Below are 11,956 nucleotides of genomic sequence, written 5' to 3'. Positions count from 1 at the left end.
AGGTCTTTTTACGCCATATTTTGACTATTCACGCAAAAACATAGACAAGGGAATTAAATTCAAATAATATAAATAATATAGCCACAGAAACATTCAAAAGAAAGGAGACTAAAAAATGAAGAAAAGAATGATTATTGTGACGGCACTGATTATGGGAACTCTGGGAGCAGGATGTGTGAGTGTTCAGGCATCGGATACGTTACCTGAACTGACAAAAGACAATGCACTGGAACAGATGATGAAAGCAGGAGAAACAGACAGTCTTGTAAGCAATCATAAAAGCTATGAAGCTACCTGTGAATATATACTGCAGAATACAAAGGTATATGACTATGAAGATTCTGAAGTGATGTATGTAGATATGTATGGTACTACCCAGATGCTCTATAAAGAGGGCGAATTAAAATACGGAAAAGAAGGAGATGAGTATCTCTCCTGTCTGTATATTGATGAAGCAGATGGAAATGCAGATGATCTTATAAGCTTTTACACAGATGAAACCATAGAGGAAGAAGTGACGGATATGAAGGAAGATGGTGATACGATCATTATACAGACAAAGGTACCTGAAGAACTTACTCAGAGCGCATTGAATTCTCAGGGAGATGGAGAATCCTACACAGAGGGAGACTGGATTTCTATGGAATATGTGGTTGCTTCGGATGATTACAGACCACTGAAACATACTCAGATTCTGAATCATAAGGACGGCACTTCAGAAGAAGCTTCGAAGATGGAATTCTCCTACGGCGTGGACAGACCTGAGGATGTAGCAGATCTCTGTGAAAAGTACGAAGAAGCAGAAAAAGCAGAAGGTGATGTACGTAATGTGACGGTTACTGCAGCTCCTGGTACAGAGCAGGAAAAGGATTATGCAATCACGGTTCCAGCAGATAATTATGTATGGATCATGCTTCATGACGATAATTCTTATTATATTATGTATACAGATAAGGAGTGTAAAGAACTGTACGAGCCAGAGGAAGATGTGAAAGAAGATACACATCTCTATGCAGAGATTGAGTCTTATGAAGAGGCGGAGGATGAAGTATGAGGAATTTGAGTGTATTTATCAGGAATATTATCTGAAAATTTTGACATTTATACATAAAAGAGTTCCTGATCTGTATGAAGCGGAAGAACTGACTGGAGATGTATTTCTGTCTTTTTACAGGAATATGGACAGTTATGATGAAGAAAAAGGTAGTATAGCTACCTGGTTGTATGCAATCACAGCAAACCGCCTGAAAAACTATTATAGGGATAAAAAGACTCATTATTCTCTGGAAATCCTGAAGCAGCAGACAATTCCCCGGGAAAAAATGCCGGAGGAGATTGTGGCAAAGATTATGAGAGAAGAGACATTAAGAAAAAGTCTGGAGCAGCTTTCTGACAGAGAACGGGAAATTCTTCTGGGAAGATTTTATTATCAGAAAAGTTCCACAGAGCTTGGCAGGCAGATGAATTTATCACCGGGAAATGTAAGGATGATACAGAAACGTGCTCTGGAGAAGTTGCGAATGATTATGGAAAAACAGGGGGAATAGGCGTTCAGGCTACAGAGACTCTGCCTGAACTGACTGGGGATAATGCATTGTAATAGATTATGAAAGCCAGATGACATATTTCAGATATGAGATATTTGCATATGGGCAGTTTGATGAGGAGGGAATTGTATATGTGGACAAGGAGAGAATTGAAAGAGTGTGCCAAACAGCTTTTAAAGATAAATTATTGGAAAGCAGTTCTGACAGGAGTTATATTATCCCTGATTGGAGGTTCGGGAGTGGCCTCGGTAGTAGAAAGGTCTTCTTCCGGAAGTTTTGATGAAGTGATAGGCACAGTAGGAACTGATGATTTTGGCCTTGTTTTAGGAATTGCACTTGGAATTGTGGCAGTGGCGTTGCTTGTTAACTTTATTGTGACGATTTTGATTTGGAATCCTCTGGAGGTGGGATGTAAAAAGCTGTTTATTCAATGTGAATACGGAACAGCAGAGACGAGAAGTATCTGGTCGGTGATCAACAGGAGAGATGGAAAGAATGTTGGCTGGATTATGTTTTTACGGACATTGTTTGTAAGCTTATGGAGTCTTTTGTTTATAATTCCGGGAATTATAAAACAGTATGAGTATATGATGATTCCGTTTTTGTTGGCAGAGAATCCACAGATGAATCGAAAAGAAGCTTTTGAAAAGAGTCGTCAGATGATGAAGGGAAATAAGTGGGCTGCATTTGTATTAGATCTGTCTTTTATAGGATGGAGCCTTTTGGGAATTATAACATTCGGGTTGGTTAATATATTCTTTGCCGGACCATATCAGTATTTAACACAGTCACAGCTTTATTTTCGCCTGAAAGAACAGCAGAAAGAGGAAAGCTATGGATATTGAGTATTTATTGTACCTGCAACAATTTCGCGAAACAGTCGGCAGTATCCTGACACCGCTTATGAATGCAGTAACAAAGCTGTCCGCAGGATTTTTACCTATTGCAATGATGTGTATGATTTACTGGGCATTTGATCGGAAGGCGGGACGAAAAATCCTGGCAGGACTTGGGGGTGGTCTGTTTATCAACGGATTTTTAAAGCTTACTTTCTGTGTCTATCGCCCATGGATACGGGATACACGGATTTTACCCTATGGTGATTCTAAAACAGCAGCTACCGGATATTCATTTCCAAGTGGGCATACAACGCGGGCGACGGCTATGTTCGGTGGAAGTGGACTTTGGTTCATGAAAAAAAGGCACAGTGTCGTTGCTGGTCTGTTGTTTGTGCTGGTATTCCTGACTATGTTTTCACGAAATTATCTGGGAGTGCATACTCCGCAGGATGTTCTGGTGGGATTTATATCAACAGCAGTTATGATGTATCTGACCGGGTGGTTGGAATTGTGGAGTGAAAAAGACAAAAAAAGAGACCTCATGATTCTTGTGGCAGGGCTTTTGATCTGTATTGCTGCTGTGCTGTACTATGAATACAAACCATATCCACTTGATTATCTGCCGGATGGATCACTTCTGGTTGATCCTGCTAAAATGCGGGGAGATGCATATGAAGGAGTCGGATTTATTGCATCCTTTGTCATCTGCAGGATACTGGAAAAAAGACAATTAGATTTTGACAGAATTTCGCAAAAGCTAAGGTTGTTTATCAGTATTTTTGCATTAATTCCTTTGTACTGGTGGATAAATACAGGGTGCCCATACATAATAGAAGAAATAAGCCGAAGCCTTGGCAAGTTCCTCAGATTTGGGCTTGGAATCATATATATCATGGTGTTGGTGCCAGGAGCGGTGGTACTGGCAGGAACTCTGACTAATCGTGGAAGTGATAAGGTGACCAGAGAAAAACAGGGGCAGCCCTAAGGCTGCCCGGAAGGATTGATATAGTTATTTACGAATAGAACTTCAACGCTTCAACGCTTTTTGAATTTCCTCCATATTCATGCCTCGTTTTAACATATTGTTTATCCTCATCTGCTCCCTATATCTGGGATCATCCATAGTAGGACGGCCAAAACCACCGGCAACATTTTCTAATTCTTCTTCAGATAATTCGTTTGTAATGTTCTGTTTGATTTCGCTCATAATAGTTCTCCTTTCCTGTAAGAATTCGAATGCTTCCTATCTGTTTATAAACATCAGAAGAGAATTTGTCACATTATATGAAGAAAAAATTATTTTTATCTGGAGATCTTTGATGCAAAGCGTCAGAGACCAGATACAATAAACAAATGATAAAAATACAGCATCAGTCAGATGATATGATAAACAAATTGCATACTGGAGGATGAAAAAGTGGATAAACAGAGTATATTTAGAAGGGAAAGTCTTGATCGTGTTGAATCTCCGGAACAATTAGATGCATATATTAAGGTGTCTCATCCGAAGGTTTGGTTAATTATGGCGGCACTTCTGGTGGCAGTAATATCTGTGATTGTATGGAGCGTTGTAGGAAGTCTTCCACAGACGATGACAGTGAAAGGAGTTACTGTTGGAGGTAATGTGATTAACTGCTATGAATGTGTAGAAAATGCCAACACAAACCTGATAGGATGTAAGGCAAATATTACACTGCCTGATGGAAGAAACATCAGTGGCAAAGTGGAAGCAGTGAGTCAGAATCCTTATTCACAGGAAGAAATTCGTGCTGAAATATCAGAAGACTGGCTTGCGGATAATGTGCTTGATGGAAACTATTCTTATGAAGTTCGGGTTATAGCTGAAGAAGACATTCCCTCAAATATGCTGGCAACAGTTATCATTACAACAGCCGAAATGAAACCAATTCAATTTATTTTGAATTAGAGCGTGTTTGAAAAATCATTCCCGCAATCTGCACGCCCCACTTTGCGGTATATTTTGTCCAAATTCGGTTGCCGTAGCCCGCTACGACGCCCTCATCCGGACAAAATCTCCCATAAATTGTGACGCACATCTTGCGAAAAGCATTTTTCAAACACGCTCTAGGAGAGTGCTATGAAAAAGAGAAAAAAAAGAATCACAGTTCCGGTTATTATGCAGATGGAAACCCTGGAATGTGGTGCAGCAAGCCTTGCTATGATTCTTGCGTATCACGGCAAGTGGTTACCGCTTGAACAAGTTCGTAGTGATTGTGGAGTATCAAGAGATGGAAGCAAAGCTTCCAATATTGCAAAAGCTGGAAGAAGTTATGGGCTAGAGGTAAAAGCGCATCGATATGGGGTAGACGAAGTAAAAGAGAATGTTACTTATCCTGCAATTATCCATTGGAACTTTAATCATTTTGTTGTGTTATGCGGTTTTACCAAAAATGCAGCTGTAATTAATGATCCTGCACGTGGAACGATCAAGGTAACAATGGAAGAATTTGATCATTCTTTTACAGGAGTATGTATTGAGTTCACACCAGGAGAAAACTTTGAGAAGGGTGGAAAGCCGGAAAGTGTATTTAAGTTTTTGAAGGATAGACTGGCCAATACAACGGCTTCTGTGATTTTTGTAATGATTACGGCTGTCCTTGTTGCTTTTGTAGGCTTGGTTACTCCCGTGTTTGCCAGAATATTTACGGATCAGATTTTGCCCGGACATAATATGCATTGGCTTGAAATGCTTCTGGTGGCAATGCTTTTCACTGCTATATTCCGAATGATTGTTGGTTTTCTTAATGAGATATATCTTTACAGAATTAAAGGAAAGCTTGCTATTGTATCAAATGCCTCATTTATGTGGCATATGCTTCATCTGCCCATGGATTTTTATGCACAACGAATGGTGGGAGACCTTGCTGGCAGACAAAAACTGAATGATCAGATTGCAGAGACTTTGATCGCAAAAATAGCTCCGGTATTTATCCAGATTATACTGTTGTTTTTCTATTTTATAATCATGATACGTTACAGTGTGGTTTTGACTTTTGTAGGTTGTATTGCGATTGTGTTAAATCTGCTTGCGTCTCAGATCGCATCACATATGCGGGTGGAAACTACCAGAGTTCGTATGAGGGATGAAAGTAAAGTGGATTCTGCAACTATGTCAGGAATTGATATGATAGAGAGTATTAAAAGCTCAGGTGCAGAAAATGGGTTCTTTGAAAGATGGGCTGGATTTCAGGCTTCAGCAAATATCCAGACAGTAAAGCAGTTAAGAAATGATAGCTTCTTTCTGAGCATTCCGGTTTTGCTTCAGGAATTGTCGAATGCGGTAATTCTTACCATTGGTGTGTGGCTGATCATGAAAGGAAAATTTAGTGTTGGTATGCTTGTGGCATTTCAGAGTTTGCTTCAGCAATTTATGATGCCTGTGGAAAGCCTGCTTGATATTGGACAAAGTATTCAGGAAACACGTACTTCTATGGAACGTGTACAGGATGTTATGAAATATGCTTCTGACAACAGTTATGTAAAGACGTTTTCAGAGGATGATATTACTGAATTTGAGAAGCTGAAAGGAACAATAGAACTTCGGCATGTGACTTTTGGATACTCGAAATTGGAGGAGCCGCTTCTGAAAGACTTTAATCTGATCATTCATCCCGGAGATAAAGTTGCTTTTGTAGGACCATCTGGCTGCGGAAAGTCTACGATTGCAAAGCTGATTTCGGGGCTCTATGAACCGTGGGAGGGAGAAATCCTTTACGATGGAAAAAAGATAACTGAGATAGAGAAAGAATTTCAAATAATAAACAACAGCTTCAAAAGGCATACTGGAATCTGGCATCAGTTGTTATGAAGGAGACCAACGGGAAAGATACATAAATAGCCAAAAAGTACGTATACTATCTTCCATGTAGAAAGTAAATTTTTATACAGGAGGACAGACATGGACAACAGCACAAAGAAACTATTAGAAGAATGCAGTGTCGGATGCAAGATGGGAATTGAGAGCATGGAACAGGTACAGCATCATGTGACAAATACCAAAATCGCAGCAACGATTGAAAAATCCTGTTCAAAACACAAGGAACTGGAAGAGGAAATTTCCAAAATACTTCTTCGCGCAGGCCAGCCGGAGAAAGAACCGGGTGTTATGGTATCCACATTTTCGTGGATGACGACAGGTGTAAAAATGATGACCGGAGAAGATGAGAATAAACAGGCGGTTAAGATCATCATGAATGGCTGCAACATGGGAACCCAGTCTATCACAGAAGCCATGCACCAATGCAAAGATGCGTCGTCCGAAAGTATTTCCATTGCAAAGAAGCTTATTGGAATGGAAGAGAATCTGCGGGATGATATGCAGAAATATTTGTAAGCTGAAATGCTGTCAGTTGCGGAACAAGTTTGTAACTGATGGCATTTTTATTTATAGGTTGTAAAAAGCTGTATTCCGTTTGATGCACTCAGAGCATTTATCTGCATTAGCAATTCTCATAGAATACATATAATATAAGTAAGTGTACAATGAAAAGGAATCATTTATGCCGGACCAGAAAATAGATAACCTTTTAAATCTTGCGATGGATGCAACACCACAGGAGCGCAGAAAGTCGGGAAATCTTAATGTAGGATATGATCCTGCAACCAGGTTATGGGATGTGATCATAAAGTATAGCGGACCGGAAAGTGGTCTGGCTGGAAATGGAATTCAGGTAGTGCCACTGTTAGGCGGCTATGCAGTGGTAACTTTGCCGGAAAGTGAGATTGATAAGTATTCCCACAGAGCGCAGGTGGAATTTATGGAGAAGCCAAAACGGTTATATTTTGAATTGTTTCAGGCAAAGGGAGCGAGCTGCATCCGCACAGTGCAGACCGGCAGGAATGGACTGACAGGAAAAGGAATCCTGACAGGAATTGTGGATTCAGGAGTGGATTATTTTCACCCTGATTTTCGAAATGTAGACGGAAACAGCAGAATTTTACGTTTATGGGATCAGAGCATACAGGGAAATCCACCCCAGGGATATGTGACAGGAACTGAATATACGAAAGAGCAGATCGATGAGGCGCTTGCACTTGGAGAAAACCAGGGCAGGCGCCTTGTTCCATCTGTGGATTACAGTGGACATGGAACCTCAGTGCTGGGAATCGCGGCAGGAAACGGGAGAGCTTCCGATGGAGTCAATCAGGGAGTAGCTTATGAGAGTGACCTGATAGTGGTAAAAATGGGGATTCCCAGAGAAAATTCTTTCCCAAGAACAACCGAACTGATACAGGGAATTGATTATTTGGTGCGTCAGTCATTGTCTTTGGGGCGGCCGATGGTTATCAATATCAGTTTTGGAAATAACTATGGTTCACACAAGGGAGATTCCCTTCTTGAAACATATATAGATATGGTTTCTTCCGCAGGACGTCTGGTTATCTGTACAGGTACAGGGAACAATGGCAATCAGCCTCTGCATGAGGGAGGAACCCTGAGACAGGGACAGACCAGACAGATAGAATTATCTGTGAGCAGCAGGGAACCAACATTAAATGTGCAGTTATGGAAATCCTATGAGGACGAGATGAGCATTTATATTGAAAATCCATCCGGAAACCGGATCGGTCCCTTAGATGAAAATCTTGGCCCTCAGAGGTACAGACTGGGAAATACAGAGCTTTTAATCTATTATGGCAAACCTGGTCCTTATCATCTGACGCAGGAAATCTACATAGATTTCCTTCCTGTGGAAACTTATGTGGACAGTGGAGACTGGAAAATCATTCTAAGTGGAAAAAAGGTCAGAGGCGGGGAATATTACCTGTGGCTGCCAGGTGGAAATACCCTGAACAGAGGAACTGGGTTTTATGAACCAAGGGCATATGGGACTTTGACCATACCCGCTACAGCCCGGCGGATTATTGCAGTTGGAGCATATGATTCGCTGGTTGACTCCTATGCGGACTTTTCCGGAAGGGGCAGCAGGATGCTGCCATATCTGAAACCGGATCTGGTGGCACCTGGAGTGAACATAGTTGCTCCTGTACCTGGTGGTGGTTACAGAACAGTAACAGGGACTTCCTTTGCAGCACCCTTTGTCAGCGGATCCGCAGCATTGTTAATGCAATGGGGGATTGTAAATGGAAACGATCCCTACCTCTATGGGGAAAAAGTAAAAGCCTATCTCCGAAGAGGCGCCAGACCACTGTCGGGGTATGAAACGTATCCGAATGAAGAAGTCGGGTGGGGGGAGGACGTTATAATAAGGTTACATTGAAGAAAGTCAGTAAAATCAAGTGTTTTGAGAATAGGACAATGCTTGCTTAACAACATCTTCATTAGATTACGAACAAAACCATTGCGTCCGGACTCACAAAAAATACAGCCAACAGAACAACCAACTTGCGTACTTACGCAAACAGTCCCACCATCTCGCCGTTTAATAAAAACCGTTTCAATATACCTGTTATCTTTCAATTCATAAACATACTTTTCAGTATCGCTACTTTTATAGACTTTTTTTGTTGATATTGATAGATTTTCTTTGTGAAATGGCTGTTTATACAATTCCGTATATAAGGCTCTTGCTTTATCCTCTCCAATTACTTCCGACATTTCTTTGTAAGTAAATCCGTATGGGTCATTCAATATTTCCGTAGGTGTACTTTTAGGTAAGTGTTTCATTTAAATATCCTTCCTTTTCAAAATTAAAAAGTTTGTTTTTCAGAGTTTTTGATTATGATTTCTAGTTTTTCAACATCAACGATATGCGTTAATTTACATTTAGGGCAGAAAAGAGGAAAATTTCTTAATACCGTATTATAAAATACTTGAACCCTCGTCTTTCCGTTACAAATTGGACATTTTATCCAATATTTTTCAAGCATAATATTTCTCCTTTTGCGCAAAAAAATGCAGGTCAATTCTCAACATGAGCATTGACCTGCATTTATACATATAATACTACAACAAAATTAAGGCATAGTTTTTATACTATGTCTATACGTCGTTAGTTTTGTTGTATAGCATACGCAAAATAAGCATGACAAAAAAGCCCATATTGAAAATGGGAAAAATCTTTTTTGATTTCAATGCTTATCGAATACGCATGCTATGTAACATAAACATTCCCCCCCTTTTATATAATATTATATACAAAAGCAGCTTGTTGTCAACATATATATATGAATTATTTTGGCTAACTGATAGAACTATGTAGACATATCCAAGAAGAAAGGGGAACAGTAAAATGTAAGAGGATGAATAACTATGGCAAAAAGACCAGTACCAAAATACGACTTCAAGGCTTTTGGGGCAGCGATAAAGGCAGCGCGTGAAGGACGCAAGGAAAGCCGCAAGAAAGTAGGCGACGAAATGTTTATCTCGCCGCGCTACCTTGCGAACATTGAGAACAAGGGGCAGCACCCAAGTTTACAGATATTCTTTGAGCTGATACAGCGTTACCATATATCCGTAGACCAATTCCTGTTAGACACGCCCGCTGCAAAGGACACAAAGCGGCGGCAGCTTGACGCGCTCCTTGACGGTATGAGCGATACAGGCATACGGATTGTGACCGCAACGGCAAAAGAGATTTCCGAAGTCGAAAAAGAGGGCGAATAGGAATGTCCGGCTTAAAACTGAACAGGATTTAGAGAGCGTTGTAATCTTTTTTGAGATTGCAGCGTTTTTCTTTTGCGGAAGTTTGGCAAAATCGCTTTTTCTCCGTAGTAGGGGATAAGAGCCTAAAGGATAAAAACATTCGTAGCAAGCATAGGAAGCGGGTACCCACTTCCGTATTTTCCCCCTCCCGCGCTGCGGCGCGTCGGTTGAAAATTGCTTGTTGGGAAGTGTCCCAAACCCTCGGAACGGAAAGGAAAGGAGCGAATACATGGACGGACGCAAAAGGACGGTACAAATCAAATTCAGAGTGACGGAAGCGGAACGGGATTTAATACTGGAAAAAATGAAGCTCGTACCCACCCGGAACATGGCGGCGTATCTGCGGAAGATTGCCATTGACGGATATATCATTCAGATAGACCACGCCGACATAAAGGCTATGACCGCAGAGATACAAAAAATCGGTGTCAACGTCAACCAGATAGCACGCCGCGTAAACGCGACGGGGAACGCATACCAAGAGGACATAGAGGAAATAAAGGGGGTGCTTGCGGAGATATGGCGGTTACAAAGATTAAGCCTATTAAAAGCACTCTAAGCAAAGCCCTTGACTATATCGAAAACCCGGACAAGACGGACGGAAAAATGCTTGTGTCCTCTTTCGGCTGCTCCTATGAAACGGCAGATATTGAGTTTGAATATACATTGTCCCAAGCACTCCAAAAGGGGAACAATTTAGCCTTTCATCTGATACAGTCCTTTGAGCCGGGGGAAGTGGATTATCAGAAAGCCCATGAAATCGGAAAGCAGCTTGCCGACGCGGTAACAAAGGGGCAACATGAGTATGTTGTGACGACGCACATTGACAAGGGGCATATCCATAACCACATCATTTTTTGCGCGGTCAATTTTGTTGACTACCATAAGTACAATTCCAACAAAAGGAGCTATTACGGTATACGGAACATGAGCGACAAGCTGTGCCGGGAAAATGGCTTGTCCGTCGTCGTCCCCGGCAAGGGCAGCAAGGGAAAGAGCTATGCAGAGTACCAGGCAGAAAAGACGGGTACAAGTTGGAAAGGCAAACTGAAAACCGCCGTTGACGCACTTATCCCCCAAGTTTCCAGTTTTGAGGAATTGCTAACGCGGTTACAGGCGGCGGGCTATGAGATAAAGCCGGGGAAATATGTATCATGCCGCGCCCCCGGACAGGAACGCTTCACCCGCCTAAAAACCCTCGGCGCAGACTATACAGAGGAAGCCATAAGGGAACGGATAGCGGGCAGACGGACAAAGGCGGCGAAAGCCCCCAGAGAGCAGCGCGGCGTTTCGCTGCTTATCGACATTGAGAACAGTATCAAGGCGGCGCAGAGTAAGGGCTATGAACAGTGGGCGAAAATCCACAATCTGAAACAGGCGGCAAAGACTATGAACTTTCTCACCGAAAACAAGATTGAACAGTACGCGGATTTAGTTAGCCGGATTGAGGAAATGGCAGCGGAAAGCGGACAGGCGGCAGACGCATTGAAGAACGCCGAAAAGCGGCTTGCGGACATGGCGGTGCTTATCAAGAATGTTTCCACCTACCAAAAGACAAAGCCCGTCTATGACGCATACCGCAAGGCAAGGAACAGGGAGAAATACCGCGCCGGACAGGAACAGGCGATTATCTTACATGAAGCCGCTGCAAGGTCATTGAAAGCAACGGGCATTGCAAAGCTCCCGAACCTCGCCGCGCTGCAATCGGAGTATGAAGCCCTTCAAGTGCAGAAAGAAGCCCTTTACGCCGACTATGGGAAGCTGAAAAAGAAAGTCCGGGAATATGACATTATCAAGCAGAACATTGACAACATTTTACAGGCAGACAGACAGCCGGAACGGGAAAAGGGAATGGAACACTGATTAAGCAAAAAATGATTTTCGTATAGAAACAGAAAGCGGTATGTGGTATAATAAAATTATCTACAACTTTTGAAAGGATT

The 11,956-nt window shown here is 41.8% G+C and carries 14 protein-coding genes and 1 pseudogene; 12 read left to right on the top strand and 3 right to left on the bottom strand.

The features are described 5' to 3' along the window. Positions 1 to 115 precede the first annotated feature (115 nt). The 4 genes from H8Z82_RS13285 (at position 116) to H8Z82_RS13270 (ending at position 3,371) form a co-directional block, all read left to right on the top strand. A complete protein-coding gene (locus H8Z82_RS13285; RefSeq protein ID WP_186995372.1) occupies positions 116 to 1,054 on the top strand; it encodes a hypothetical protein in 939 nt (312 codons plus the stop codon). Next, positions 1,044 to 1,547, top strand: a complete 504-nt coding sequence (locus tag H8Z82_RS13280; protein ID WP_243098794.1) for an RNA polymerase sigma factor — start codon at positions 1,044 to 1,046, stop codon at positions 1,545 to 1,547. Before H8Z82_RS13285 ends, H8Z82_RS13280 begins: the two co-directional genes overlap by 11 nt. 131 nt (positions 1,548 to 1,678) lie before the next feature. Continuing rightward, positions 1,679 to 2,392, top strand: a complete 714-nt coding sequence (locus tag H8Z82_RS13275) for a DUF975 family protein (protein WP_118246956.1) — start codon at positions 1,679 to 1,681, stop codon at positions 2,390 to 2,392. Continuing rightward, positions 2,382 to 3,371: a phosphatase PAP2 family protein gene (locus H8Z82_RS13270; protein WP_186995371.1), complete on the top strand. Its 990-nt coding sequence runs from the start codon at positions 2,382 to 2,384 to the stop codon at positions 3,369 to 3,371. Before H8Z82_RS13275 ends, H8Z82_RS13270 begins: the two co-directional genes overlap by 11 nt. 42 nt (positions 3,372 to 3,413) lie before the next feature. On the opposite strand, the gene H8Z82_RS13265 is transcribed toward H8Z82_RS13270, so the two are convergent. Continuing rightward, positions 3,414 to 3,593 (bottom strand): hypothetical protein, encoded by a 180-nt coding sequence (locus H8Z82_RS13265; protein WP_019162847.1) that lies wholly within the window; start codon positions 3,591 to 3,593, stop codon positions 3,414 to 3,416. 210 nt (positions 3,594 to 3,803) lie between these two features. Between H8Z82_RS13265 and H8Z82_RS13260 the strand changes: the two genes are divergently transcribed. Continuing rightward, entirely contained in the window at positions 3,804 to 4,313 is a 510-nt protein-coding gene (locus H8Z82_RS13260; RefSeq protein WP_117676031.1) for a hypothetical protein, read from the top strand. Here H8Z82_RS13260 and H8Z82_RS17935 read toward each other — a convergent pair. Continuing rightward, positions 4,300 to 4,404: pseudogene (locus H8Z82_RS17935) on the bottom strand (DUF6783 domain-containing protein); the annotation flags it as partial. The gene H8Z82_RS13260 and the pseudogene H8Z82_RS17935 sit on opposite strands and share 14 nt — an antisense overlap. Between H8Z82_RS17935 and H8Z82_RS17930 the strand changes: the two are divergent. From H8Z82_RS17930 to H8Z82_RS13245, 4 genes are all read left to right on the top strand, one after another. After that, the gene (locus H8Z82_RS17930; RefSeq protein ID WP_319017626.1) at positions 4,363 to 4,488 is read left to right on the top strand and encodes a DUF6783 domain-containing protein; all 126 of its coding nucleotides are present in this window, start codon (positions 4,363 to 4,365) and stop codon (positions 4,486 to 4,488) included. The pseudogene H8Z82_RS17935 and the gene H8Z82_RS17930 sit on opposite strands and share 42 nt — an antisense overlap. Then, the gene (locus tag H8Z82_RS13255) at positions 4,485 to 6,215 is read left to right on the top strand and encodes a cysteine peptidase family C39 domain-containing protein (protein WP_243176478.1); all 1,731 of its coding nucleotides are present in this window, start codon (positions 4,485 to 4,487) and stop codon (positions 6,213 to 6,215) included. The genes H8Z82_RS17930 and H8Z82_RS13255 overlap by 4 nt, the downstream gene beginning before the upstream one ends. 90 nt (positions 6,216 to 6,305) lie before the next feature. Continuing rightward, entirely contained in the window at positions 6,306 to 6,740 is a 435-nt protein-coding gene (locus H8Z82_RS13250; protein WP_118520095.1) for a DUF2383 domain-containing protein, read from the top strand. Positions 6,741 to 6,906: 166 nt separating this feature from the next. Then, a complete protein-coding gene (locus tag H8Z82_RS13245; RefSeq protein ID WP_118520097.1) occupies positions 6,907 to 8,628 on the top strand; it encodes a S8 family peptidase in 1,722 nt (573 codons plus the stop codon). 430 nt (positions 8,629 to 9,058) lie between these two features. Here the strand turns inward: H8Z82_RS13245 and H8Z82_RS13235 are convergent, their stop codons facing one another. Continuing rightward, the gene (locus H8Z82_RS13235; RefSeq protein ID WP_002588768.1) at positions 9,059 to 9,238 is read right to left on the bottom strand and encodes a cysteine-rich KTR domain-containing protein; all 180 of its coding nucleotides are present in this window, start codon (positions 9,236 to 9,238) and stop codon (positions 9,059 to 9,061) included. Positions 9,239 to 9,620: 382 nt separating this feature from the next. Here H8Z82_RS13235 and H8Z82_RS13230 point away from each other — a divergent pair, with 382 nt between their 5' ends. From H8Z82_RS13230 to H8Z82_RS13220, 3 genes are all read left to right on the top strand, one after another. After that, on the top strand, positions 9,621 to 9,974 hold the full coding sequence (locus H8Z82_RS13230) for a helix-turn-helix transcriptional regulator (RefSeq protein ID WP_009447119.1): 354 nt from the start codon (positions 9,621 to 9,623) through the stop codon (positions 9,972 to 9,974). 268 nt (positions 9,975 to 10,242) lie between these two features. Further along, positions 10,243 to 10,572, top strand: coding sequence for a plasmid mobilization protein (locus H8Z82_RS13225; protein ID WP_002569185.1), 330 nt, complete (start codon positions 10,243 to 10,245; stop codon positions 10,570 to 10,572). After that, positions 10,533 to 11,876, top strand: coding sequence for a relaxase/mobilization nuclease domain-containing protein (locus tag H8Z82_RS13220; protein ID WP_118520111.1), 1,344 nt, complete (start codon positions 10,533 to 10,535; stop codon positions 11,874 to 11,876). Before H8Z82_RS13225 ends, H8Z82_RS13220 begins: the two co-directional genes overlap by 40 nt. Positions 11,877 to 11,956: the final 80 nt, after the last annotated feature.

It is taken from the genome of Blautia difficilis, from assembly GCF_014297245.1.
Classification (GTDB): domain Bacteria; phylum Bacillota; class Clostridia; order Lachnospirales; family Lachnospiraceae; genus Blautia_A; species Blautia_A difficilis.
The sequence above is the reverse complement of the archived record's forward strand: the minus strand, read 5'-3'. Positions and strand labels throughout refer to the sequence as shown.